Here is a 26464-nt window from a genome sequence, read left to right on the forward strand (position 1 = left end):
TTCTTGCCCGAAGGCTCGGACAATTAAGCTTTGCGGCTGGCGATCATCGAAGTGCCTGTCATCTCTTCCGGTTTAGGCAGACCCATCAAGTCCAGAAGCGTCGGCGCCACATCCGCCAGGATGCCGCTATCACGTAGTATAACATTTTCATCCGTCACGATAAAAGGAACCGGGTTTGTCGTATGCGCAGTAAATGGACGGCCACTCTCATCGAATACCATATCCGCATTACCATGGTCAGCGATGATAACAACGACGCCACCTTTTGCCTTAACGGCATCTACTACTTTGCCTACACATTCATCGGTCACTTCTACCGCTTTCTTCGTTGGCTCCAGCATACCGGAATGGCCTACCATGTCCGGATTCGCGAAGTTCAGAATGATCGCGTCATGCTTATCGGATTCAATCTCTTTCACTGCAGCCTCAGCCACTTCATAAGCACTCATTTCCGGCTTAAGGTCATACGTCGCGACCTTCGGCGAGTTGATGAGCACCCGTGTCTCGCCTGGCAGTTGAACATCCCTTCCGCCGCTAAAGAAGAAGGTAACGTGAGGATATTTCTCTGTCTCGGCGATTCGAAGCTGCGTCTTCCCATGCTGCACAAGAACTTCGCCAAACGTATTATCCAGATCCTTCGGCTTATAGGCTACATAACCCTCTACCGTTTCCGCGAATAGCGTTAAGCAGACGAAATGCAGACCTTGCGGGAATTTCGGCCCCCGGTCAAAGCCTTGGAAATCCTTGTTCGTAAATACGTTTGACAATTGAATGGCCCGGTCAGGACGGAAGTTAAGGAACACGACAGAGTCGCCGGACTCCACGAGTGCGATCGGCTGATCATGTCCATCCACGATGACGGTCGGCATAACGAATTCGTCAAATACCGATTTCTCGTAGGATTCCGTTACCGCTGTAATCGGATCGGTGTATTTAGGACCCTCGCCATAGACCATGGCCCGATACGATTTCTCAACGCGATCCCAACGCTTGTCGCGATCCATTGCATAGTAGCGGCCTTGTACTGTGGCGATTTTGCCCACTCCAACTTCCTCGATTTTCGCGATCAGACGCTCGATGAATCCTTTAGCGCTGTCTGGAGCCACGTCGCGTCCATCCAGGAACGCATGGATGTAGACCTCTTGCATATCTTCTTTCTTCGCGAGATCAAGCATAGCAAACATATGATCAATATGGCTGTGTACGCCGCCATCTGAGAGCAGCCCATACAAGTGAAGCTTCTTCCCATTAGCCTTCGCACTGCGCACAGCATCCACTAAAGTCTCGTTCTCAAAAAATTCGCCTTCACGGATCGACTTGGAAATCCGAGTCAAGTCCTGATATACGATGCGACCTGCACCGATATTCAAGTGTCCAACCTCGGAGTTACCCATTTGTCCTTCCGGCAAGCCTACAGCTTCGCCGCAAGCGGTTAGCGTCGTGTTCGGATACTGCTTCAAATAACGGTCATAGTTAGGCTTATAAGCCTGAGCAACCGCATTGCCTTCCGCCGTATTCCGAAGCCCGAATCCGTCCATGATAATAAGTGCTACAGGTCTTGGAGCTGCCATTTACTGCGCCCCCTCGACCAATTGAATATAAGAAGCCGGTTGCAGACTGGCACCGCCAACTAGCGCGCCATCGATATCGCTTTGGCCCAAATATTCCTTCACATTCTCAGGTTTTACGCTGCCGCCGTATTGAATACGAATTTTGCCGGCAACTTCTTCGTTGTACAAATCTTTAACCAGACTGCGGATGTAGGAAATAACTTCGTTCGCATCCTCAGCTGTCGAGGATTTGCCCGTTCCGATCGCCCAGATCGGCTCATAAGCGATAACGACTTGCGCCGCCTGCTCTGCGGACAATCCTTTTAACGCTGCTTCGGTCTGAACCTTAACAACATCCTTGGTTTGGCCGCCTTCGCGCTCTTCCAGCTTCTCGCCGACGCAAGGAATCGGAGTCAATCCATGCTTGAATGCAGCATGAACTTTCTTGTTCACGATTTCATCCGTCTCTCCGAAGTAAGCCCGACGCTCCGAATGCCCGATAATGACATAATCAACGCCTAGTTCCTTCAGCATTCCGCCGCTGATTTCACCGGTAAATGCACCTTCATCTTCAAAATGCAGGTTTTGAGCACCAATTTTGATTTTTGTTCCTTTAGCCGCTTCCACTAAAGCTGGAAGATTCGTATAAGGAGCACAAATTACGCTCTCTACACCTTCTACTTCCGCTTTACCTTTTACCGCTTCGAAGAAAGCTTTTGCTTCAGGAACAGTTTTGAACATCTTCCAGTTCCCTGCAATGATCGGTGTTCTCATGCGGTTCACTCCTTATCTATCAGTAAGTAATTACTTATCGTTCAGAGCCACAACGCCCGGAAGCGCCTTACCTTCCATGAACTCCAGGGAAGCGCCGCCGCCAGTGGAAATGTGGTCCATTTTATCCGCCAAATTGAATTTCTCCGTTGCCGCTGCCGAGTCGCCGCCACCGATAATGGTGTAGCCTTCTGTCGCTGCGCAAGCTTCAGCTACCTCACGAGTTCCGCCTGCGAAGGTATCAATTTCGAATACGCCCATCGGTCCGTTCCATACAACCAACTTCGATTTTTTGATAATGTCCGCATAAATCTCGCGAGTCTTCGGCCCAATATCCAGACCTTCCCACTCAGCAGGCATGTTGTCGATGTCTACTACTTTCGTGTTGGCATCTGCGCTGAAATCATCAGCTGCAACGATATCTACCGGCAGTACGAAGTTCTTGCCAAGCTTTTTCGCCTTCTCGATGAATTCAAGCGCTACATCAAGCTTGCTATCATCTAGCAGCGACTTACCGATCTCATGGCCTTGCGCTTTGAAGAAAGTATAAGTCAGACCGCCGCCAATCAATACGTTGTCAGCGATGTTCAACAGATTGTCGATAACATCGATTTTATCTTTAACTTTGGAGCCGCCAATAATCGCGGTGAAAGGACGATCTGGATTGGACAGTGCTTTGCCAAGAACTTCAAGCTCCTTCTCCATCAACAGACCGGATACCGCTGGCAGGTGATGAGCGATTCCTTCCGTGGAAGCATGGGCACGGTGTGCTGCACCAAATGCGTCATTCACGAACAGGTCAGCCAGTTCCGCGAATTGCTTCGCAAGCTCTGGATCGTTCTTCTCTTCGCCTGGGTAGAAGCGAACGTTCTCTAGTACGAGAACATCACCGTTGTTCAGAGCAGCTACTTGCGCTTTTACAGCTTCGCCAACCGCTTCGTCAGCTTTTGCCACTTTTTTGCCAAGCAATTCGGACAAACGTTCTGCAGCTAGATTCAAACGAAGGGACTCGACCACTTGACCTTTCGGACGGCCCATATGGCTCGCAAGAATAACTTTAGCGCCTTTCTCAACCAAATAGTTAATGGTAGGCAGTGTCTCACGAATACGAGTATCATCGGAGATTTTACCATCCTGAACTGGGACGTTAAAATCGACTCTGACAAACACGCGTTTGCCGGCTACTTCCACATCACGTACACTTTTCTTGTTCATCTCCACGTTCCTCCTAAGGTATGCGGCAATGGCTTTTACGCCATTTATGCGCCTGGTTCTCTTGATTGATTTCTCTCCTAAGCAGTGCTTCTATCTCTATATTTGTGTGTGAATGTCGATTCTATAACTTCTTAATTATAAAAGCATGATTAGAACTCACCAAGCGTGGCTCTCGTGTTTCAATCATGAACCAAAGAGGAGTCCTGCGGTCAGGTCGCTCCTCTTTGATATACAGATGTTATTTTAGGGATTACTTAGCTTTTTTAGCGAAGTACTCCAATGTGCGAACAAGTTGTGCCGTGTAGGACATTTCGTTGTCATACCAAGCCACAGTTTTAACCAATTGCTTGTCGCCAACAGTAAGAACTTTAGTTTGCGTAGCATCGAACAAGGAACCGAAAGTAATTCCTTTGATATCGGAAGATACGATTTCGTCTTCAGTATATCCGTAAGTTTCTGGGTCGGAAGCAGCTTTCATAGCAGCGTTAACTTCATCAGCTGTTACTTGTTTCTCCAGAACAGTTACCAGCTCAGTCAAGGAACCTGTAGCTACAGGAACACGTTGTGCTGCACCGTCAAGCTTGCCTTGCAATTCAGGAATAACAAGACCGATTGCTTTAGCTGCGCCAGTCGTGTTAGGAATGATGTTCTCAGCTGCTGCACGAGCACGGCGGAAATCGCCTTTCGCGTGAGGTGCATCAAGTGTGTTTTGGTCGCCTGTGTAAGCGTGAATTGTAGTCATCAAGCCTTCAACGATACCAAATTTGTCTTGAAGAACTTTAGCCATTGGAGCCAAGCAGTTTGTCGTACAGGAAGCGCCGGAAATAACTGTCTCGGAACCATCAAGGATCTCATGGTTAACGTTGTAAACAACAGTTTTCATGTCGCCAGTAGCTGGAGCGGAGATAACAACTTTCTTCGCGCCGCCTTTCAAGTGAAGCTCAGCTTTTTCTTTCGTTGTGAAGAAGCCTGTGCACTCCAGAACGATATCTACGCCAAGCTCGCCCCAAGGAAGTTCTTCAGGGTTGCGGTTAGCAAGAACTTTAACCTCTTTGCCGTTTACTTTAAAGAAGCCGTCATGAACTTCTACTTCGCCATCGAATTTGCCTTGAGTTGTATCATATTTCAACAAGTGAGCCAACATTTTAGCGTCGGTCAAGTCATTAATTGCTACTACTTCGATGCCTTCCACATCTTGAATACGACGGAAAGCAAGACGTCCAATACGTCCAAAACCATTAATACCTACTTTTACACTCATTGATAGATCCTCCCAGTGTTTGTTTTTTTATTATTCAAGACCGGCCTGATAAAGCCAGCCATGAGTAAATATGGTTAAACGATCAAACTTCGCTGTTCTGCTGTTTTTGTTCTTTGTGCTCCAGTTCGCTCACGATGTCCATTGCCGCGGCTTCGTCCGTAACGAGGATGTCTTCATGTCCGAACTGCAACACCGCGTATATAGCTTTAGCCTTGCTTTTGCCGCCCGCGATTCCAATCACCGTGTCCGTCTTCCTGATGTCTTCGAGACGGAGTCCCAAGGTCAGCATTTTGTGAACAACTACGCCTTCTTCATCGAAATAATAACCAAATGACTCTGCGACCGCGCCTTCCTTCTGCAGTTCCTCAATCATCGAAGAATCCAGTTTGCGGCGGCGGGCCATCTCCATCGCATCCCCGATGCCGTGTATAACAATCCGCGCCTGGCGGATCGTACTCACGATATCCTGAATGTTCGGATCGTTGACCAGTGACTGATACGCCTCTTTGCCGAGCAAATCAGGTACATGCAGCAGACGGTATCCTGCTCCGACCCGTTTTGCCATGCCGGAAGCAATCGTGTTCGCTTGGATTTCCAAGCTCTCTCCAAGCCCTCCGCGCGCTGGCACGAACCAGTTCTGCTTAAACGCTGCATTCGAAGGCGGATTCAATTGCTCCGCGATTTCAGCCATCGTTGTACCACCTGTGACCGCCACGACGTCTCCGCCTCGCATGGCACCTAACAGCGCTTTGGCTCCTGCCAGACCGAGCTCCCGCTTCGTTAGCGGTGAGGTCTCCCAGTCACCAGGGATGACTACGACTTTGCGCAATCCAAAGGCCTTACGAATCTTCTCCTCCAAATTAGCGAGGCCGAATATTTCTTTCACGATCGGCTCCATATCTTCCAGCAGCTTCCTGCCCGAATCGCTAATCCTCATGCCTATATTCTCGATTTCAATCAGGCCTTGAGCCTTCAGGAGATCTGTTTCGGCACGCAGTATACGTTCCGTCATGTTTAGCGAGACCGCCAAGGTTCTGCGACCAATCACATCCGATAACATGATCTGGTGAAGTATGGTATGCCTTTTCTTGAGAATTTCCATGAGATCTGGAAGAAGCTGCTTCTGCATTTCCAAAATATTTCGCATGCTTTCCACTCCTGCAAGCTTCGTCTTTCTCTCCTTCTCCGTTGGTCTTAAAATGTCCCGGGTTAACCTTTTAAGTCCCACTGATATTTTAACCAATTTTGGTTCCTGTTGCAAGTGTGATGTCCCTATAATTCTCTATCTTCTGGAGGCTTATTCAATAATCTTCGATGAAATTCGCCAAGACATGAAAAACGGCGTTTTTATGACTTTTCCCGCCATTCCGGCAGCAACATGCTAGACAATCTAGTTTGATGATTTACAAATAGTAGAGACGGGGGTATGCTCAAATTGGCATCTAATTACAATTTTGGGAAATGTGGTGTAATCATTGTGTATTCGAACAACATATATTCTTATTATTGCCTGTTTTTTATAACCGGATGTACGGGTCAGCCCTCCCCTTCCGAATTGAACGACAGCGAACTCACCCTAAACATCGGCTACTTCTCAGAGAAGCAGTTTGAGAATAGATATTCATCCTTGCTGTCGATTGAATATCCGAAACTAAATTACAATGTAATACCGACAAGCGACTTAATAACGGAGAGGATATCCGTACAAGAATGGACTGCAGAGAACGCTGTGGACCTAATCTACCTTCCGCCGGCTTATCTGCGATCTTTGGCAAATAACGGATTGCTTCAGGAACTTGATCTATACATACAAAAGACCTCCTTCTCTCTGGATGCTTTCGTACCGAGCGCCGTAGAGCTCATGAAGCAATATGGAGATGGCAAGCTGTACGGGCTGGCTCCAACCTTCTATAGCCGGGCACTTGTATACAACTCTCGTTTATTTGACCAATATGGCGTTCCATATCCCAAGGATCAAATGACGTGGGAAGAAATTATTGATTTAGCCCATCAATTCCCCAAAGGGCTGACGCATTCTTACCCATCGAACGCCCACTTTTTAATTAACATAGGGCAACCGAGAACCTCCAAGCCTACAATGAAGATACGAAGAAAATCACTTTGGACAGCTCCTCATGGGCAGATTTGCTGGAGCTTACTCTTGAGCCGCTAAGAACAGGCAACATTGCCCTTCATGATTTAAATGACAATTTATTTTTAACAGGCGAATATGCCCTGGGCATTATCACTTACGAAGAATTGATTCAGCTGGAGCAGCAAGGCTCGGATCTGGAATGGAAGCTGGTAACCATGCCAACCCATCCAGCGGAGCCGGATTTAAGCCACCACTATGTGTTAGACGGCATGTGGGCGATCCCTGCCAGCTCGACCGAAAGCGATGCAGCCTGGGAATTAATCCGTTTCTTTATGTCAGATCAAACCGCCAAATGGTCGTATCGTTCCGTTTATGGCTTTTCTTCACTCACGGCTTACACTTCCATGGGGCAGAGCACCTCAGATATAGAAGCCTTCTACAAGCTTAGACCCGCATATCGTACAAGCCCGGTTCCAAGCACCATTTTTGAGCTTCTAAATGAAGCGATAGAACAGGCCATCACCGGTAATGCAAGCGCAGAACAGGCTTTAGCTGAAATCGCGAAGAAAGAAATTCAATAACTGTATCCACTCTGCAATTAGGTTGATCGGGGCAAATCCTGTTCCGTTTACATATAAGCATCCAGACTCGCACTCCAGCAATGGATCCTACACTTTAAATACGGCATCAAGAACTTATTCTCTGGAGGCAAATACGCCCAGGATTATGCGTCGGATAGCTGGTAATAAATAGGGCGGCTCAATCCCGCCCTATTCTTCACTTACAAGGAGGAACATACATATGCCCATAAGACGCGGACTGCTCATGATCTTACTTCTTATCATCGTCTTTCCGTCACTTACAGGCTGCCAGAAGCCCCAGCAGATTAAACCGATTACGATCAAAGTCAGCTATCCGTCAGCACAACAGTTCTATAAAATGTTCGGCTTTGCTTTTCAGAAATCGCACCCCCATTTTGAAATCCAGGTCATCCAGGATGAACCCGGAACGGACGCTGGCAGCTTCGATACAGAGGCTGATGTAATCTATATAAACGGAATGGATCAATACAAAGCAGCAATAGAACAAGGTAAGCTTCGACAGATCCCTCCGCCCCTATTAAATCCATCAACGAACGAAGGAGATCTCTCGCCAATCGTTACCGCACTACTTAGCTCAGCTTCCGAGGACGGCCGCTACTATGCGCTAGCTCCTACTTTTCATAGCGAAGCGCTATATTTCAACAAGAAGCTGTTTGATGAATATAACATCACTTATCCGTACGACGGAATGAGCTGGAGCGATGTATTTGCTCTGGCGCAGCGATTTCCTGCTGAAGATAAAGAAGGCAACCGCTTGTACGGCATCCAAATGAATTATTACAAGAACGTGACGATGAACTATATCCTTAAAGCCGGGGAGACTGAGAACTTGTCTTATTTCGATCCCCATACCATGAAAGTGACAATGAATACCGAACACTGGAAATCGATCTGGTCCAACGCGGTTCAGGCTTTCCGTGCAGGTGTCGTTTATGACCTAGGAGAAGAGCTTGATTCAATGAAGCATCCGGCATTCTTGACAGAGGATGCGGCAATGACTGTGAGCTCCAATGTTCTCGCTTATAACTTCGAGCCCTTTTCCCATTTTGAAGGCGGTACAATGCTTGACTGGGGAGTGGTTAGCGCGCCTATAGACCCGTTGAATCCAGATACCTCCAACTTTTATGAGATCTTTGACTTTTTTGGCGTCTCTTCAATTTCAGAGCATCCGGAAGAAGCGCTTGAACTCGTCAAATTCATTGCTGGCGATGCTCTTAACAGCCGTCTGCTGGCTCAAAAACAGCCCAATTACGGCTTGCCGGCCGTAACTGAATATGTCCACCCGGTAGGCGAGCGTGATCTCTCTCCCCTTTATTCGCTTCAGGCCAACCCCGATTATATCGACATATATGACAAGGTCGACGCCAATGTGCTGGATGCATTTCAATCTGCGGCACAATCCGTCTTAGATCGGCTACTGGCTGACGAACTAACGCTGGAGGAGGCGCTTAGAGAGACGGAACTGCGGGGTCAAGAAGCGGTCGATGCCGCCATTGCCGAGCTTAAATTGAAGCAGCAAGGGAATTAGCACACTGCCACGCTCCCGGTGAACCCGAACCCTGTAGCACCTTTTGGCTAGATGTCTGTCTGCCGATGTAGGACGTCTAGCCGAATAGGCGACATGCGTATTGGCGCGGTTTAAAAATTCCCACTTGAATTTTAATGTCCAATACCATATAATCATTTTTGTTACGCTAAATTTGCGCCCGTGGTCCAATGGATATGACGTAGGCCTCCGGAGCCTGAGATCGAGGTTCGATTCCTCGCGGGCGCGCCATCTCAATTTTCACCTCGAACACACAAACCTACAGAGCCTTCTAACGAAGGCTCTTTTAGTTCATAAAATATCTCAGCTTTTCCAAAAGGCACCTTCAGGTGCTTTTTGTTTTTTTATAGTTTGACCATCTTTGACTTTCTGTTTGAAATTGTTTATGATGAGGTTAATATTTCTCGATTACGTCAATTATGAGATTGATTGAATCGATACCAATTTTTATATTACAATAGGAGCTATACTGCTAACTTCGCGATCGGCCCCACCTTTACGCAAGGAGCGCACGTAATAGCTTGAACCAATCTAAGGAGGTTTTATCGGTGAGTTATATTCCAATGGTCGTTGAACAGAGCAACCGCGGAGAACGCGCATACGACATTTATTCCAGACTGCTGAAAGACCGTATTATCTTCCTTGGTAGCGGAGTGAATGACGTCGTTGCCAACTCCATCATCGCTCAAATGCTGTTCCTGGATGCAGAAGACCCGGGCAAAGATATTCATTTGTATATTAACAGCCCCGGCGGATCGATTACGGCAGGTATGGCCATTTACGATACGATGCAATATATCAAATCAGATGTCTCCACGATTTGCGTAGGCCTCGCTGCTTCCATGGGTGCATTCCTCTTGAATGCCGGCACTAAAGGTAAACGCTATGCGCTACCTAACAGTGAAATCATGATTCACCAGCCACTTGGTGGAGCTGAAGGACAAGCCACTGACATCGAGATTCGTGCTCGCCGCATTCTCAAAATGCGCGATAAATTAAATCACATTCTAGCCGAACGTACGGGGCAGCCGCTGGAGCGGATCGAGAAGGACACAGATCGTGATTACTTCATGAGCGCTGCCGAGGCTATGGAATACGGCATTGTAGACAAAGTCATTGAGAGAGTAACTCCTGAAGGAGTGTAACTACTACTAAAATACAAGACTGTCCTCCAAAAATAGCTTGGAGGACAGTCTTTCTTGTAATAGGGTGCTATGGACAAAGGAGCGACAATGAAATGAGCAATAACCGGACGAACAAACAATATGACATCAGCTATAACCTTGGTCAGGTAGCCATGGGTATGGAGCCTGCCGATTTGGTCATTACTAATGGCACATTAGTTAATGTATACACGGGCGAATTGATAGCGAACACGGATGTAGCCATCAAGGATGGCCGAATTGCATACGTAGGCCAAGCCTCGCATACGATTGGTGCAAGCACGCAAGTCATCGATGCTGCTGGGCGATATATTTCTCCGGGTCTGCTGGATGGTCATATGCACGTAGAGAGCACGATGCTGTCCGTAACGGAATTTTCCAAGGCAGCTCTCGCCAAGGGGACCACCGCGATATTTATGGACCCGCATGAAATTGCCAATGTATTCGGAACGGAAGGCGTCCGCCTCATGCATGAGGAAGGGCGTGGCTTGCCGCTTAAAGTGTACACAACATTCCCTTCCTGCGTTCCGTCCACGACAGACTTAGAGGATGCCGGCGCCGAGCTTCAGGTTACCGATATCGCTGAAGGCATGACCTGGGACGGTGTGGCTGGTCTCGGTGAAGTGATGAACTTTCCCGGAGTCGTACATGGCGAGCCTAAAATGACGGGAGAAATTAAGGCCACGATGCAGGCTGGCAAGGCAGTGACCGGTCATTTCCCTAGCGATGACGAGCAGCAGCTTCAAGCCTATATCGCCGCGGGAGTCACCTCCTGCCATGAGACTGTCACGCGGGAGCAAGGCCTGACCAAGCTAAGACTCGGCATGCATCTGATGATCCGCGAGGGCTCTGCCTGGCATGACGTCAAGGAGGTCATCAAGGTCGTTACTGAGGATCAGGTACGAACCGATAACATCATGCTCGTTACCGATGATGTCTACCCAGAGACGCTTGTCGAGAAAGGACATCTCAATCATGTCATTCGCCGAGCCATTGAGGAAGGCGTTGATCCGGTTACTGCAATTCAAATGGGGACGATTAACACAGCTCGATACTTCAAACTGGATGGAGATATCGGCGGAATCGCTCCAGGAAAATGCGCCGACCTGCTGCTCATCGATGATTTACATCAAATGGAGCCCTCTACCGTAATAACGAACGGAGAGCTGATTTATAATGAAGGTAAGCTGTTAGCGGAGTTCCCAAACTACGTCTATCCGGAGAAAATTCGACAATCAATTCATTTAGCCAGACCGCTGACCGCTAGCGATTTTCTTCTACCGAGCCAAACCCAGAACACAAGCACCAAAGTACGCTTGATTCAGGCTATAGAGAACAGTGCCCGCACGGCCAAAGCCACAGCTACATTGCATGTAATCGAGGGCATAATTCAACCGGATCCAGAGCAGGATATCGTGCAGCTAGCGTGCATTGAGCGCCATCATGGGACAGGGCAAATCTCTCTAGCCTTTGCTCAGGGCTTTCATTTGAAAAGAGGAGCTGTTGCCTCTACGGTAGCTCATGACAGCCATAATCTGCTCGTCATGGGAACGAATGCCGCCGATATGGCCATTGCAGCCAATGAGCTCGCTAAGCTTGGCGGTGGTATGATCGCCGTCTGCGATGGTCAAATCCTCGCATCGGTACCGATGGTTATCGCAGGACTGATGTCAGATCAGCCGTTGGAGACCGTGACTCGTGAAGTGAAGCAGCTGGCTGCCGCCTGGAAGCAGCTCGGCTGTCCGCTGAATGCGCCGTTCATGACCTTCTCGCTGATCGCTTTGCCCGTCATTCCTGACATCCGCATTTCGAACCGCGGCCTGGTCGATGTGACCGAATTCAAGCTGATTCCCGTGGAAATCAGCGAAGATTAGAACGTGTAGAGTACATTCAGAATGAGGTTTTATAAAACTAGGAATGCCAAGGAGGTTCATCATGAAAATAGATATATGGTCAGACTTCGCATGTCCATTCTGTTATATTGGCAAGCGTAAATTCGAAGCAGCGCTGGAGAAATTCCCCCACCGTGACCAAGTCGAGGTCGGCTTCCGCAGCTTCGAGCTTGCTCCTGACGCGCAGAAGAATACCGGCAAAGATATGAATACGGTTCTGGCTGAGAAGTATGGCATGCCTTACGAGCGAGCCAAACAAATGAACGACCAAGTCACCCTACAGGCTGCGGAAGTCGGACTAGAATACCACATGGACAGTGTCATTCCCACGAATACCCATGATGCGCATCAACTGACGCACTTCGCCAAGCAGCATGGCAAAGCCAACGAAATGGCCGAACGGCTGTTCAAGGCCTATTTCACTGAAGGGCTCGATCTGGGAGATCTCCCGACCCTAGCCCGGTTAGCCGCTGAGATTGGCCTAAACGAGCACGATGCGCTCAAGACTCTTGAAGAAGCCCCCTTAAACCACACGGTCACCGAAGAGCTGCAGGAAGGCGCGCGGCTCGGGATCACCGGAGTACCGTTCTTCGTATTCAATAATAAATATGCCGTATCTGGCGCACAACCGAGCGAGACGTTCCTAGAGGTGCTGCAGCAGGTATGGCAGGAAGAGCAGCAGCAGCCTCTGCAAGTCATTACTGGCGAAGCCGGCGGCAACTCGGGGGCCGGGTCTAATTCAGATCCATCCTGCTCAGACGACTCCTGTTCCGTCTAATACTCCGTTCCCCTTATAGTCAGCTGATCAATGAATACCATCCGCTGCTATGAGGGGAGTTTTCTCACATCATATAAGATTAACGAGTAATACCAACAAGAACCAAGATAATACGAAATCATCCAACAATACCGCTTCGCTCCACGCTCTCCACGAAATATTTCACCCATCCCCAAGCCCTTATACATCAAGGAATTAATCCTAGTTCGTTATTCCGGGGTGTTATAATCAATGCAGCTAACACAGTCACATGTTTACATAACAAAATATCAATACTTTATTTTATATTTGCATAACATATGGTAATTATAGATAACAAATCAGTTTATTATTTGTTATATGTGGTGCAATCGAGGTTTATTCAACAAAAAAAGGCCTTCCGCATGATCGATGATCCTCGGAAGGCCTCGTGACAAACTACGGTTGTCTTGTAAAATCAAACGGATCCGTACCCGCTGGAAGCAGCTGTGAGAAAGGGAAATAGAATTCTGGAAATCCGTTCACATAAGGCAAATACTCATAGAGCGGGAAGAAGATAACTACTCCCTCGTCTTTCACATAATACGATGGATTCGGACCAATCGTCTTAAAATTACCGAAATACCCCTGTGTTTGCTGAAGTTGTTGTGCAATCGCCGGGTCAACGATTTGGCGGTAATTTGGATTTGCCCGCAGCAATTCGTCAAGCGTAAGCAGCTTGCCATCCTCTAGACGGAAGGTTAATCCCTCCCGGTAGCTATTCCCATGCGCTCCCCCCGTGTAAGCGTAGGTTTGCTCATAGAGACTGAGGATACCATTTTTGTTATACGTGACAAAGTAATTGCTTAGAAACTCATATTCATGGCCGCTCGGAGAAGGCCCGGTTTGTTTCATTTCTTGGACGGATTTCTTCACAAACGCTTCTGCCCGAGCTTTAAAAAACGAGTTGAGCTTCCGTTGGACGGACTTACTCTTCAAACCGCTAATTTGCGGATACTCGGCTTTAATCGAAGCCCCCGGTAAAGACTTCGTTAGCGTTCGCGTCTCGACTTTAACCCCTGCCTCCGAGGCTGCTGCGGTTCTTGGGGCATTTGCTGCAAATTGGGCCCAGCTCACATGTGACTCTCTCTCAGATGCCACGGCTTCACGGATATTGCCCTCAAACAGGGTCCCCGCCGATAACAGCATAAGCGTTAACAAGCTTAGCCCGATTCGCCTCTTCTTCGACATAAACATCTTTATTTCACCTCTTTTCTAGGATAGTCGAATTATGTCCCTCTTCTGGTTAAATCATGCTTAAGGAGCAAAATGAAAAAAACAGCGAAGCGCTAATACGCCTCGCTGTTCATGCTTAACAAACAGGGATCATAATTAAATTGTCCTCATACTAGCGACCGCTCTTCAGCTCCGTCCAGAAATGGTCATACAGCTGCAGCTTATCCTGAACATCACCGAGCCATTCAGTACGGGACAGCTCGTCCGCAGAGAGATTAATCATTGTATCGGCATTGTATTCCTCACTGTGGAATTCCTTCGCTTTGATGTTCGGATCGCTATAGCCGATTGATTCATAATTTTTCGCGCTAACTTCTGGTTCCAACATATAGTTGATGAACTTCTCCGCCAGCTCTTTATTTTTTGCGTCCTTCGGAATCGCGTAGTTGTCAGACCAAATCGTGCCGCCCTCTTTAGGCACCACGTATGCCACATCTGGATTATCCTTGGCGATCACAGATGCGTCACCCGACCAAACAGTGCCGATCCAGCCTTCTTCCTGAATCATCTTATTCTTAATATTATCGGTATCAAAAGCAAGCACGCTCGGCAGCAGCTGCTTCAAATCATCTACCGCAGCGGTAATTTCTGCTTCATCCGTGGAGCTATTCGATTTACCGGCTTTTTTCAGTGCCATTCCAATCACTTCTCGATTATCATCGAGCAGAAGCACCTTACCTTTATACGCTGGATTCCATAGATCTTCCCAGCTATCAATTTCGTCCTTAATGTATTTCTTGTTGTATGCAATTCCCGTCACACCCGTCATGTAGACGATGGAGTATTTGTTGCCCGGGTCAAAAACCGGATCTTTGAATGCCGGATCGATGTTCTCAAAATTCGGGATATTCTCCATATTCAGCGGTGCGAGCAAGTCCTCCTTTATCATGGTGTCTACCATATAGTCGGAGGGCTGGATCAGGTCGTAGCCGCTGCCGCCCGTTTTGATCTTTGCCAGCAGATCCTCATTGTTAGCAAAGACGTCATACACAATTTTCACATCATTTTGCTTCTCAAAATCAGCCAATACTTCCGCGTCAAAGTTATCAGCCCAGCTGTATATATGCAGCGTCTGCTTTCCAGATGCTCCACATCCGGACAGCAGGGATAGTACCCATATACTCGCCAGCAGCACGCCGGCCCATTTCATTTTTTTCAAATCTTAGTCTCCTCTCTTTAATCACCTATGTAAGCTGATGTATTGAATTGGATGCAGGGCAAGTACATGAAATGTTCCTACGACCACTGTTGTTCCCGAATTTCTTGAATTATATAAATTCAGATGATGCGAAATCCGATCACAAAGGTGATCACAAGCCTATGCTATCCATGTAGCTTTATTCAGAATCATTTTTCTTCCTTGTCTGCATCCCATTCTTTAGTTATTCTTATTTACTTTAATCATGTTTAAAAAAACACCGAGGCTTAGCTTTTCGATGTGCGTTTTTCAAAACACTATATCTATCTCTCATTAGAATGGGAGGACAGATTGTTTCTTTTGCCCCTTGCCACGATTCAAAATGTATTGCGCAAGCAAAATCAACGTCACGCTCACCACGATCAAAATCGTACAAAGCGCATTAATTTCCGGGGAAATACCTCGTTTCACTTGCCCATAAATATAAATCGGCAGCGTTGTCGAGCTTGGCCCGCTAACAAAGAAGCTTACCATAAAATCATCCAAAGATAGTGTAAAAGCGATAAGCGCCCCGGCCACGACACCCGGCATAATTTGCGGAAACGTGACATAACGGAACGTCTGCCATGCACTAGCCCCCAGATCATTTGCGGCTTCCTCTAATTGCTTGCCCATACCTGCCAGCCGCGTGCTGACTACCACATACACATAAGACATACTAAAGGTAATATGCGCTAAAATAATCGTAAGCTTGCCCATTGGAATATGAAATTGAGTAAACAGGACAAGCAGGGATAGACCCATAATAATATCCGGAATAATAATCGGCAAGTAGAGCAATCCGCCCATTCCGGCCCGCATCTTGCGGTTCAGTGTTCTCATCGACAAGGCCGCCATCGTCCCCAGCATTGTGGACACTACAGTTGATACACCGGCAACGATCAAGCTGTTGCTTAGCGCCTCGATAACCCGCCGATTTTTGAATAACGAGACGTACCAATCCAGCGTGAAGCCACTCCAATCCGCGGCTAGTCTTGAGCTATTAAACGAATAGGCAATAATAAAAGCGATCGGTACGTAAATAAACAGCATCATCAGTAGCGAATGGAATCCGAGCAGCGGATGCGTCTTAGTCTTCATCAGCGGCCCTCCTTCACTTTTAAGTGTCTGGAAGTCATCGCTTTGTTAAACAAGGCGATCATAATTAAAGATGTGATCACGAAGATGATTGACATCGCCGAGCCAAACGGCCAGTCCCGCGCACCTGAAAATTGCGCTTGAATGACATTGCTGATCATCGCTGATTTCGCCCCGCCCAGAATGTCTGTTACGACAAACATCCCCGTCGTAGAGACATAGACCAGCACGGAGCCTGTCATTATTCCCGACTTCGTCTGCGGCAGCGTAATATGCCAAAATGCCTTCCATGATGATGCCCCGAGGTCGCTAGCCGCCTCTAACAGCTTTTTATCCATTTGCTCCAGCGCAACATAGATAGGCAGCACCATAAAAGGAATAAACGTATAAACCATCCCAAGCAAGACAGCTCCTCGTGTATATAGCATCTGGAGCGGCTCCTGGATTAAGCCGATATCGACCAGCAGGTTGTTGACGATTCCTTGGGTCCGAAGCAGCAGAACCCATGCGTAGGTGCGGATGAGGAAATTGATCCAGAACGGAATCGTCACAAGAATAAGTCCCCATGTCTGCTTCTTCGGACCCGAGTTCGCGATATAATAAGCCAGGGGGTAGCTAAGCAAAAGACAGATTACCGTCGTTAACACAGACAGCACGATCGTATCCCAATAAATCCCCAAATAGAGTGGATCGAAAAAACGAGCATAAGAGGACAGACTGAACCCGGCTACAACTCCGCCTGTCGCATCTCGACCCATGAACGACATACCGACGACGATCAGCATCGGAATGACTAGAAAAGCACCCAGCCACAGCAGTACCGGCAATACGGACAGGCTTGACTTCCTCATGGCCCGATAACCACCTCATCCTCCGTATTCCAGTCCACCCCAACCTTTTCGCCAATATTCCATGAACGATCATCTGTAACATCAAGTACGATTGACACGGTCATCGGCTCGTTGTCTAACTGAACAATCAGCTTATGAATGCTGCCAAGATACAGCACGTCCATAACCTCTCCGCTGCGTTTGGAGCCTTCAACCTGCCTGTTCGCCACTAATTTCTCTGGACGCACAGCAAATAACCGCCCATCGCTGGAGAAAATGTTATTCTCTCCTACGAAGGTGGCGGAGAACAGAGTGGTTGGTGTCGCGTAAATTTCGCGAGGCGTGCCTATTTGTTCTACTTGCCCATTATTCATGATCACGATCCGGTCGGACAGCATCATCGCTTCCTCCTGATCGTGGGTTACATAAACAAACGTAATGCCCAGATTCCGCTGTAATTGCTTCAGCTCGGATTGCAAATTCTTCCGAAGCTGCAAATCAAGAGCACCCAGCGGCTCATCGAGCAGTAGCACCTTCGGCTTGTTTGCAATCGCTCTGGCGATAGCCACGCGCTGCTGTTGCCCACCGGACAGCTGATGCGGATAACGCTTAATCAGCGGAGTTAACTGGGTCATCGTAACCGCTTCTTCTACGCGCTGCCGCAGCTCCTTAGACGGCATTTTCTTCATTTTCAAGCCAAACGCAATATTATCCTCAACGGTCATGTGCGGAAATAGCGCATAGTGCTGAAACACTAAATTCAAATCCCGGCGGTTCGGAGGCAAATGCGTCAAATCCGTTCCATCCAGCAATATCTTTCCGCTCGTCGGTTGCTCGAACCCGGCGATCATGCGTAATATCGTCGTCTTGCCGCAGCCGCTCGGGCCCAGCAGGGTTAAGAACTCCCCTTCCTGTATGGTGAGCGATAGCGGATGCACAACGACTTGTCCCGCAAAGCTTTTCTCAACCTCGGACAGTTCAATCATGTATGCACCAACTCCTTCAGGTCTACTAAGAAAAAAAAGCCATATCCATTGGTATGGCTTTTAACAGGTTAGTCGATTCATTTTTTTGCATATTCACTATACCTTGTTTTCTTCTCAGTTACAACACTTTTTCTAGGCCATTAGGTAGAACTAAAGGAGGTTTTGTGAAGATTGCCAGGCTCTAGGAGCAACAACATGCTTGGCTTGGCATCTCAACACTAGTTATAATGCATTAGACCCTTCTATTTATTGACGAAAAACAGCGGTTTATTTCATTTCATACATCACGGAAAGTGTTGTCTTTACGGTAATTTCCCCGGGCTCAATAGAGGTTGCCCGATCCATGGTAGTCTTCTCCGCTACAGCGAAGCTCATGTTCATATAAGGTGAGTAATCATTACCACTGCCTTGGGTCACGCTCAGCACCAGGCCAACCTGACGCTTGGCCGCCTTGGCAATCGCTGCGGCCTTCATGTCCGCATTTGCCATGGCCTTTTGAATCACCTGCTCCTGATATTGATCCGGATTCTCGGTGGAGAAGCGAATATTATCGATTCGGTTTGCTCCGGCCTTTGTAAGCTCATCAAGCAGTTGGCCCACCTTATCCAAATCGCGATAAGTAATCGACAAAGTATGGTAAACGGTATACCCCTTCACCTTCTGGCCTTCTTTTTCCGAATACGTATAATTCGGTTGAACCGAGAATTGCCCTGTCTTCATATCCTTCGCATCCAACTTCCACGTATCCTTCAGCAGCGTGCTTACCTTAGCCATCTTAGCGGCATTTTGGCTTTGCGCTTCCTTCGCCGTATCCGCTTGCGTCTCTATCCCTACAGAGATGTATGCAACGTCCGGCTTAACCTGAATCTCCCCGCTGCCTGTAACGTTAATTACATTGCGCTGTACCTCGTTGTCAGCATATACAGGCTGCGGTAATTCCAATCCCCCGCTAATAAAAGAGCCTCCGGAAATTAACACTCCTGCAATCAGTACTGCTCCAACTGGCTTGAACCATTTTTTCATCAGAAATGACCTCCATTATGGGTGAGTTTAACTACTAAACGGCAGCTTCCGGACAAATGTTGCAGCTGACATCAATTCCTTTACAATAATCTTCGGGTAAATTCCCAATAAAAAGGGACAACTTCGTGATTTAGTCACGAAATCGTCCCTCTCTTGAACACTGGCAGCCACTATTATTGGTTCTCCAGTTCCTCTTTGCTAACGAGATTAATTAAAGCGTTTGCGGCTTGCTCCGCATCGGCGCCATCTGCACTGATGTAAATTTCCGTTCCGGTGCTAATGGCAAGGCTCATAATACCCATGATACTTTTAGCATTTACTTTTTTATCGTCTTTCTCAACAAATATTTCAGATGAGTATTTATTCGCTTCCTGAACGAAAAGCGCTGCCGGCCGAGCGTGTAGACCCGTTTTCAATCGAACAGTTACCGGGTGTTTGATCATGAAACCTTACCCCCTATTACGAATTCAATCAGCATATTGTAGAACTATGTGATCATGGTAAATTTATATCATTATATCATATTCCAACTATAACAGACTAGTTATACACTTGTACCCCCGCGAATTTTTTCTGCCAGCTCGTCAATTTTCCGGAGTCGGTGATTTACGCCTGACTTGCTGACCTTGCCTTTTAACAGCTCTCCAACCTCTTTCAGGTTCATATCGGGATGAGCCAAACGTACTTCGGCAACCTCTCTCAGCTTCTCCGGGAGGTTCTCAAGTCCTACTTCTTTCTGAAGTAGTCTGATATTCTCGATCTGCCTAACGGCCGCGCCAATTGTCTTATTCAGGTTCGCAGTTTCGCAGTTCACAATCCGGTTAACGGAATTGCGCATATCGCGCATGATACGTACGTCCTCAAATTTGAATAATGCTTGGTGCGCGCCGATAATATTCAGCAGTTCGATGATTTTCTCGCCTTCCTTAATGTAAAAAATAAAGCCCTTCTTGCGCTCAATGCATCGTGCGTTCAGGTGGAATTCATTGGCGAGCTCCACCAAGGCTTTGCAATGCTCTTCATACATAGAGGAAATCTCAAGATGGTACGAAGAGCCCTCTGGATTATTTACCGAGCCACCCGCCATGAATGCCCCGCGTAAATAAGCCCGCTTACAGCAATTTTCCCGGGTCAAGTCCGGATTAATCCCCTGCGTAAAAATAAAACCTTCAGAAACGATGTTCAACGTCTTTAGTATCTCCTGAACCCTGGTCGGAATTCGAACGATATAAACGTTATTTTTCTTTAGCCGCATTTTCTTGCGTACAAGCAGTTCGGTATGAACCTGAAAGTGCTTCTTCAATAAAGAATAAATTCGCCTTGCAATCGCGGCGTTTTCCGTGGAGATGTCCAGAACAACCTTTTTGTTCGAAACCTGCACCGAGCCGTTCATCCGAATTAGCGCGGACAGCTCGGCCTGCTCACAACAGGACTCGGCCTCGACCATCGTTAGTTCCTTTTTGGTTTGCGCCGCAAACGACAAGACTCTCACCTCTTTCGTAAATTCCAGTTCTGCACCAATTGATAAATATGCTGACTTAATTTGTCGGCATCGTGGCGCAAATAGCGACGGAACAACACGAGTGTATCCGCAATAACCTTATAGCCTCGCCCGGTTACGACGTCCCAATCGACCTCGACGGGTTTGGCACCTTGCTCAGCGTAGAAGTCCTGCACTTGAGTCGGTATTTCGCCGTCATTGACGATGACATAATCAAATAAATGATGGCCAACGTGATCATAAACGGCCTGCAGATGATCACTCACTGTATAATTGTCCGTCTCTCCAGGCTGAGTCATAACATTGCACACAAAAATCTTGATGGCGTCCTTATTCGCCAGAATCGCCTCAGTGAGCTTTGGAACGAGCAAATTCGGGATGATACTCGTGTAGAGACTACCCGGACCGATTAGAATGGCATCGGCCTCGCGAATTGCTTCACAAGCCTCCGGTAACGGCTCAACCTCCTCTGGCTCCAGGAAGATCCGTTTGATCTTCCCGCGGGCCTCGGGAATCTTCGATTCCCCGGAGACAATCGTGCCGTCTTCCATTTCCGCATGCAATACCACTGCCTTGTCGGCAGCGGGCAGTACGCGGCCGCGTACTGCAAACACACGGCTCAGTTCACGAACAGCCGTGACGAAATCGCCGGATATATCTGTAATCGCTGCTAATATTAAATTGCCCAAACTATGCCCGGCTAGTCCCGAACCGTTAGAAAAGCGGTAACTGAGCATGTTCGACAGCAATGGTTCAACGTCCGCCAGCGCGGTCAATACGTTACGAATATCGCCGGGAGGAGGCATATGAAGCTCATTCCGGAGTATTCCGGAGCTGCCCCCATCATCAGCGACGGTAACAATGGCCGTGATATCGAGCGGTTTTTCTTTCAATCCGCGAAGCATGACCGATAGGCCGGTTCCACCGCCCATCACTACAATTCGCGGCACTTTCGTTTCGTTGGCTCGATTCATCGTCTTGATTCACCCTCTTAATGTCGGTCTCGGCCCTCATCCCTGTGGCTTACGCGAACCGTTTCCGTTTCACTAGTACCGAGCATCCGGCCCAAATATTCAGCAATGGCGACCGAACGATGCTTCCCTCCAGTACAGCCAATGGCGATAATGACCTGGCTTTTTCCCTCTTTATGATATTGTGGCAGCAGAAAATGCAGCATATCAAGCAGCTTGGTTAAGAAAGACTGCGTCTCCGGCCACTTCATAACATAATCATATACATCGCTATCTTGTCCCGTGTGTGGACGAAGCTGCTCAATATAGTGAGGGTTTGGCAAAAACCGGACGTCGAAGACCAAATCGGCGTCGATCGGTATGCCGTATTTAAATCCGAAGGATGTGATGTTAACGGATAAATAATTGCTCTCCAAATGAGAGAAGCGGGAGATGATTTTCTCTTTAAGCTGAGCAGGCTTAATATTGCTCGTATCAATCACCTGAGTGGCGGAAATCTTCAGTTCCTCCAGCATTTTTCGTTCAAGCCGGATACCGTCCAGCGGCATACCATCCGGAGCGAGTGGGTGACGGCGGCGGCTCTCCTTGTATCGTTGAACCAATACAGAATCTGTCGCATCCAGGAATAAGATTTCAGATTTAATCGTAAAGTGATCCTTTACATAGCCCAGCGACTCGGACAACGCCGTAAAAAATTCTCTTCCGCGCAGGTCGATCACCAGCGCCACCTTGGCGATTTTTCCATTCGATTGCTCGATGAGCTCAGCGAATTTGGGGATGAGTACTGGAGGCAAATTGTCCACGCAGAAAAATCCTAGATCTTCCAGGCTCCTTACAGCGAGTGATTTCCCTGCCCCGGACATGCCTGTAATGATAATCAAATTTGCAACCGATGCTTTCTCTTTGTCTGACATGCATTTCCCTCCTCGTAGAGTTCTCCTGCTCTTCTATCTATATTATATATATCTAAAAATAATATCGACAGCATATATCGACAGAAAATGATGACAGACCCCCGACTTGCTTTTGAGCTTACGAGCCTAAAAGTTACATTTACAATCTTGTAACACTACTAAATTTTTCGAATTTTGCAAGCCTACGAACGAGTAAATAGGCCAGCTGCGCCAACCATTCCCGCATCATTGCCCAGCATTGCAGGAACGATGCTTACTCCTCTTGCCGATACTTCCGGCGTCAGCTTCTGGAACACGCTACGCACTTCATTAAATAAAATGTCCCCAGCTTTGGATACTCCGCCACCAATAATGAACACTTCCGGATTAAGAACGACAGCTACAGCGGCCAACGCTTTCCCTAAATAAAATGCAGCACGGTTGACAATTCGAATAGCCACCTCGTCACCCTCTTTAGCTGCATCAAATACGTCCTTCGCCATAATTTTCTCCACCTGTGACAACGTAGTACGCTCGCCTCTCGCCACAGCATCGTTGGCCATCCGAATAATACCAGTCGCCGAGGATACCGTCTCCAGACATCCGTTCTCACCGCAACCGCATTGAATCGCTTCGAGGTCAGGAACTACTGACATATGGCCAAGTTCTCCTGCAAATCCGGCAAAGCCCTGGTAAATTTTACCATTCAAGATAATACCTGCACCGACTCCCGTACCGAGCGTAGCGCAGACACAGTGATCGATGCCTTTGCCCGCGCCCCCCCATGCTTCTCCTAATGCCGCAACGTTAGCATCATTGTCTATTTTGACAGGCTTGCCCAGACGTGCCTCCAGAATCTCTCGAATCGGAAGATCCCTCAAACCTACATTCGGTGCTAGAATGATAATCCCTTCGCGTACGTCCGTAAACCCGGCAACTCCAGCACCGATACCTGCTACCTGTTCCCATTCAAATGAAGATTCCTCCACAATTTGACGGACATACTGCTCGATGTTGTTCACAACGGTATCGGCACCTTTATCAGCCTCGGTTGGCCCTTCATAAGTATGAAGAAGCTGCCCTTCATCATTACAGATGCCAACTTTGATCGCAGTCCCGCCAAGGTCAACACCAATGTAGATTTTTTCAGACATTGTACAAGCCACCTTTTTCTTCAAATAAAATAGTTTATCCTACGTACCAACTATAAGCGAACCACACGGTTCGGTCAAGAGAAGCGAGCTGTAGAAAATCCAGTAAATACAAGGGTTTTCGCGCAAATGATAAAATTCACAAAGGGTGTTTGAATACAAAAGGGATCTATTCGCCGCCTTCTTACGGACATGCGTCAATCCTTCAAATTCCCAACAAAAAACCCCGCCACTGGCGAGGTTCGCATATTATAAATGACCATTTATATATAGCCTGGTCAAGACATGATTCGCTTCTGTCCCTCCAGAGCCTGGATCGGAGCGATATTTTGCGTAAACTCCAAGGTTCCCATATATTTCCCATCATCACTACGAATGGCAAAATAACGAATGTAAACGAATTTGTCCCTAAACGGAATCCAAAAATCCTCCGAATCCTTCCGTCCAGATTTGAAGTCTGCCAGCAGCTTATCCACAATATGCATGCTTTGCGGAGGATGACAGTTCTGCACCGTGCGTCCAATGACCGCCTTCGTCCGGGCGAAGATCCGTTCCTTCCCGTGGGAAAAGTACCGGACGACATCATGCTCATCGATAAAGGTCAGATCGACAGGCAGATGATTCATAATCGCTTCCATCTGTGCTACGGACACGATCCCTGTCTCGAACCGGATCAGCCCCTCCGGCAGATGGCCGTTCACCGCTTCCTCCTCTTCAGCAAAAGGAAGCGGAACGCGATCGGGAATCCATTTCTCCTTCGGAGCAACCAGACAATAACCGATCTCATCGCTCTCTTCGGCAATCTTAACCCATTCATCCTCTGTCAGCTTCTCCAAGGCCATCGGTAGCAAAATATTCTCTTCTTTAAAGATCATCTCGTTGACCTCAGTGATCACGCGCTCCAGATCGATGATGAGTGTGTCCTTATCCGCACTATCGCCGCTGTAGCTCAGCAGTTTCTCCTTTACTTCCTTGATCATGGCGCGAATCGCATCGTCTACGCCCCACATGACTTTGGTGGGACCATAGATACCATACCTCTCTAAATACGGAAACAACAAATTTTCCTTGCGGCTATAATGCTTATCGATGTCCAGGAGTAGATTCAAATCCTCCACCAGCTTGTAGACGATTTCCTTGCTGTCCTCCCGTTGGAATTTATCCTTATGCAGCTCCAGTTTAAAATTGACATGTCGCTCAATTTCGCGGTTCTCCAGCTTAAAGGTATGGACAGGATGCCCCGGCTGCTCCTCCGGCTTGGATGAGCGGTGAATCTCCTCGATCGAGCCTTTAAAAATAGCCGTGTGGACAGAGCATAAGCGCTGTACCTCAGAGACAGGTATTCCTTCCTCCTCCATCAAAGCTTGCTCCATGGCGGATATTTCCGCTACGGTTACATCTCCTACCGCTTCCTCGAACCGCGCTTTAACCTCCTCTACGCTCTTTCCTTCATGCAGCTCTTTAATAATCTCCTTTAACAGCTCCTGTCGACGTCCCTGCTCTGGTACTGAATACTCCCGATTATTGATGATTTCACTCATCGCCGTAACCTCCTTATATTTTTTATAGCCTACTAGTTAACCCATATTTAATATCCAAAAGGCCCCGAACAGCTCGCCGTACTGGCCTTATTCCATAATTTCATAGCCCTTTGCGCGAAATGCGCTCTTAATCTTATCCAACTCTACCTTGCGCAGCCTGGCTCCCTGGGGTATCGTCATAAAGCGCCCCGCGCTCTGCAGCATCCCCGGCTTGGCAAGCTGCTCAAAGCCCAGGTTCACCATAATATCGATGATTTCAGGATCGGACGTACATAACTCGTACACCGTTTTGCGCAAATCGATTACTTTCCCCATGATTCCTCACCCGCGTTTCTTCAAATTTGATTGAAAACCATTCTCATATCAAAAGTAGCACAGGCAGCCGCAACGACTTGTGATTACAATCACAAGCTAGTTTGTACTCTACCGATATTGTTTATTTTTTTATGAAGATTTGTCACAATAGGAAGAGAAGGAGGCAAGTATCATGAATCAAATTCATTTACTATACATTGAAGACGATACGGAGATTGGGGAATGGGTTAGCAGGAATCTGCAGGAACGCGGCTATCGCGTAACATGGCTGACTAGCGGAGAACGTGCCTTAGAGCAAGCGGATGTCTGTCGGCTTGTCATTCTCGATGTTATGCTGCCAGGCCTAGACGGCTTCACCATCGGACAGCGGATTAAGAAGCAGTACCCGGATCTGCCCATCTTGATGCTCTCGGCAAGAACCTCGATCGACGATAAGCTGCAAGGTCTGGAGTTCGCCGATGATTATTTGACGAAGCCGTTTCACCCGGATGAGCTAGTGGCTCGCATTGAGGTGCTGCTCCGCCGCAGCGGCAATACTTCCTCGGAGCCGCTCAAACTCCGGCATTTGCTCATTCATGAACGCGAGAACCTCATTATTAACCAAGACAACGGGCAGGAGGTCACCCTTACCGGGAAGCAGTTTCATATCTTCAAATACCTGCTGCGCCACCTCGGCCAAATTATGACCAAGGAGCAAATCTATGAAGCTGTGTGGGGTGAGCCCTATCTGGAAGGGGATAAATCTCTAATGGTCCATATCCGGCATTTACGCGAAAAATTGGAGCGCGATCCCGCCTCTCCCGAAATTATCGAAACAATCCGAGGGATCGGTTACCGGGTGAGATCATGAG

The 26464-nt window shown here is 47.8% G+C and carries 25 protein-coding genes and 1 tRNA gene; 8 read left to right on the forward strand and 18 right to left on the reverse strand.

The genetic code is table 11. The features are described from left to right. Window positions 1-23: 23 nt before the first annotated feature. The 5 genes from gpmI to EIM92_RS03705 all read right to left on the reverse strand — a co-directional run bounded on the left by gpmI (window position 24) and on the right by EIM92_RS03705 (window position 5944). The gene (gene gpmI, locus EIM92_RS03685) at window positions 24-1571 is read right to left on the reverse strand and encodes a 2,3-bisphosphoglycerate-independent phosphoglycerate mutase (protein ID WP_125081535.1); all 1548 of its coding nucleotides are present in this window, start codon (window positions 1569-1571) and stop codon (window positions 24-26) included. Beyond that, on the reverse strand, window positions 1572-2324 hold the full coding sequence (tpiA, locus tag EIM92_RS03690; protein WP_125081536.1) for a triose-phosphate isomerase: 753 nt from the start codon (window positions 2322-2324) through the stop codon (window positions 1572-1574). A 30-nt stretch (window positions 2325-2354) separates the two neighbouring features. Further along, window positions 2355-3536 carry a phosphoglycerate kinase gene (locus tag EIM92_RS03695; RefSeq protein WP_125081537.1) on the reverse strand — a complete coding sequence of 394 codons (1182 nt, stop codon included), beginning with the start codon at window positions 3534-3536 and terminating at the stop codon, window positions 2355-2357. Window positions 3537-3786: 250 nt separating this feature from the next. Then, window positions 3787-4797, reverse strand: a complete 1011-nt coding sequence (gene gap / locus EIM92_RS03700; RefSeq protein ID WP_125081538.1) for a type I glyceraldehyde-3-phosphate dehydrogenase — start codon at window positions 4795-4797, stop codon at window positions 3787-3789. An 82-nt stretch (window positions 4798-4879) separates the two neighbouring features. Then, a complete protein-coding gene (locus EIM92_RS03705; RefSeq protein WP_125081539.1) occupies window positions 4880-5944 on the reverse strand; it encodes a sugar-binding transcriptional regulator in 1065 nt (354 codons plus the stop codon). A gap of 330 nt (window positions 5945-6274) precedes the next feature. Between EIM92_RS03705 and EIM92_RS03710 the strand changes: the two genes are divergently transcribed. The 7 genes from EIM92_RS03710 (at window position 6275) to EIM92_RS03740 (ending at window position 12873) form a co-directional block, all read left to right on the forward strand. After that, window positions 6275-6970, forward strand: coding sequence for an ABC transporter substrate-binding protein (locus EIM92_RS03710; RefSeq protein WP_164515031.1), 696 nt, complete (start codon window positions 6275-6277; stop codon window positions 6968-6970). Next, window positions 6919-7473, forward strand: a complete 555-nt coding sequence (locus EIM92_RS03715; protein ID WP_164515032.1) for a type 2 periplasmic-binding domain-containing protein — start codon at window positions 6919-6921, stop codon at window positions 7471-7473. The genes EIM92_RS03710 and EIM92_RS03715 overlap by 52 nt, the downstream gene beginning before the upstream one ends. A 220-nt stretch (window positions 7474-7693) precedes the next feature. Continuing rightward, window positions 7694-9022, forward strand: coding sequence for an ABC transporter substrate-binding protein (locus EIM92_RS03720; protein ID WP_125081542.1), 1329 nt, complete (start codon window positions 7694-7696; stop codon window positions 9020-9022). Window positions 9023-9196: 174 nt separating this feature from the next. Beyond that, window positions 9197-9271, forward strand: a tRNA-Arg gene (locus EIM92_RS03725). Between the two features lie 317 nt (window positions 9272-9588). Further along, window positions 9589-10185 carry an ATP-dependent Clp endopeptidase proteolytic subunit ClpP gene (gene clpP, locus EIM92_RS03730; RefSeq protein WP_125081543.1) on the forward strand — a complete coding sequence of 199 codons (597 nt, stop codon included), beginning with the start codon at window positions 9589-9591 and terminating at the stop codon, window positions 10183-10185. A 92-nt stretch (window positions 10186-10277) separates the two neighbouring features. Further along, window positions 10278-12077 carry an adenine deaminase gene (gene ade / locus EIM92_RS03735; protein ID WP_125081544.1) on the forward strand — a complete coding sequence of 600 codons (1800 nt, stop codon included), beginning with the start codon at window positions 10278-10280 and terminating at the stop codon, window positions 12075-12077. 61 nt (window positions 12078-12138) lie between these two features. Continuing rightward, window positions 12139-12873 (forward strand): DsbA family oxidoreductase, encoded by a 735-nt coding sequence (locus EIM92_RS03740; RefSeq protein ID WP_125081545.1) that lies wholly within the window; start codon window positions 12139-12141, stop codon window positions 12871-12873. Window positions 12874-13290: 417 nt separating this feature from the next. Here the strand turns inward: EIM92_RS03740 and EIM92_RS03745 are convergent, their stop codons facing one another. The 13 genes from EIM92_RS03745 to EIM92_RS03805 form a co-directional block, all read right to left on the reverse strand. After that, complete coding sequence (locus tag EIM92_RS03745) at window positions 13291-14088, reverse strand: DUF3298 and DUF4163 domain-containing protein (RefSeq protein ID WP_125081546.1); 798 nt, start codon at window positions 14086-14088, stop codon at window positions 13291-13293. A 151-nt stretch (window positions 14089-14239) separates the two neighbouring features. Next, window positions 14240-15277, reverse strand: coding sequence for an ABC transporter substrate-binding protein (locus EIM92_RS03750; protein WP_211344453.1), 1038 nt, complete (start codon window positions 15275-15277; stop codon window positions 14240-14242). 321 nt (window positions 15278-15598) lie between these two features. After that, the gene (locus tag EIM92_RS03755; protein WP_125081548.1) at window positions 15599-16405 is read right to left on the reverse strand and encodes an ABC transporter permease; all 807 of its coding nucleotides are present in this window, start codon (window positions 16403-16405) and stop codon (window positions 15599-15601) included. Beyond that, window positions 16405-17253, reverse strand: coding sequence for an ABC transporter permease (locus tag EIM92_RS03760; protein WP_125081549.1), 849 nt, complete (start codon window positions 17251-17253; stop codon window positions 16405-16407). The genes EIM92_RS03755 and EIM92_RS03760 overlap by 1 nt, the downstream gene beginning before the upstream one ends. After that, window positions 17250-18218 carry an ABC transporter ATP-binding protein gene (locus EIM92_RS03765; RefSeq protein WP_125081550.1) on the reverse strand — a complete coding sequence of 323 codons (969 nt, stop codon included), beginning with the start codon at window positions 18216-18218 and terminating at the stop codon, window positions 17250-17252. The genes EIM92_RS03760 and EIM92_RS03765 overlap by 4 nt, the downstream gene beginning before the upstream one ends. 267 nt (window positions 18219-18485) lie before the next feature. Next, complete coding sequence (locus tag EIM92_RS03770) at window positions 18486-19241, reverse strand: SIMPL domain-containing protein (protein WP_125081551.1); 756 nt, start codon at window positions 19239-19241, stop codon at window positions 18486-18488. Window positions 19242-19414: 173 nt separating this feature from the next. After that, window positions 19415-19684 (reverse strand): HPr family phosphocarrier protein, encoded by a 270-nt coding sequence (locus EIM92_RS03775; RefSeq protein ID WP_019640181.1) that lies wholly within the window; start codon window positions 19682-19684, stop codon window positions 19415-19417. 101 nt (window positions 19685-19785) lie between these two features. Next, entirely contained in the window at window positions 19786-20724 is a 939-nt protein-coding gene (gene whiA, locus EIM92_RS03780; protein WP_125081552.1) for a DNA-binding protein WhiA, read from the reverse strand. Window positions 20725-20729: 5 nt separating this feature from the next. Continuing rightward, complete coding sequence (locus EIM92_RS03785) at window positions 20730-21716, reverse strand: gluconeogenesis factor YvcK family protein (RefSeq protein WP_125081553.1); 987 nt, start codon at window positions 21714-21716, stop codon at window positions 20730-20732. 17 nt (window positions 21717-21733) lie between these two features. Then, window positions 21734-22627, reverse strand: a complete 894-nt coding sequence (rapZ, locus tag EIM92_RS03790; RefSeq protein ID WP_125081554.1) for an RNase adapter RapZ — start codon at window positions 22625-22627, stop codon at window positions 21734-21736. A gap of 182 nt (window positions 22628-22809) precedes the next feature. Then, window positions 22810-23760, reverse strand: a complete 951-nt coding sequence (locus EIM92_RS03795; protein WP_125081555.1) for an ROK family glucokinase — start codon at window positions 23758-23760, stop codon at window positions 22810-22812. 275 nt (window positions 23761-24035) lie between these two features. Further along, window positions 24036-25298, reverse strand: a complete 1263-nt coding sequence (locus tag EIM92_RS03800; RefSeq protein ID WP_125081556.1) for a DUF438 domain-containing protein — start codon at window positions 25296-25298, stop codon at window positions 24036-24038. A gap of 87 nt (window positions 25299-25385) precedes the next feature. Beyond that, window positions 25386-25613: a DUF1858 domain-containing protein gene (locus EIM92_RS03805; RefSeq protein ID WP_125081557.1), complete on the reverse strand. Its 228-nt coding sequence runs from the start codon at window positions 25611-25613 to the stop codon at window positions 25386-25388. Window positions 25614-25785: 172 nt separating this feature from the next. Between EIM92_RS03805 and EIM92_RS03810 the strand changes: the two genes are divergently transcribed. Beyond that, window positions 25786-26463 (forward strand): response regulator transcription factor, encoded by a 678-nt coding sequence (locus EIM92_RS03810; protein ID WP_125081558.1) that lies wholly within the window; start codon window positions 25786-25788, stop codon window positions 26461-26463. Window position 26464: the final 1 nt, after the last annotated feature.

The sequence above is a fragment of the Paenibacillus lentus genome, from assembly GCF_003931855.1.
Taxonomy (GTDB): Bacteria; Bacillota; Bacilli; order Paenibacillales; family Paenibacillaceae; genus Fontibacillus; species Fontibacillus lentus.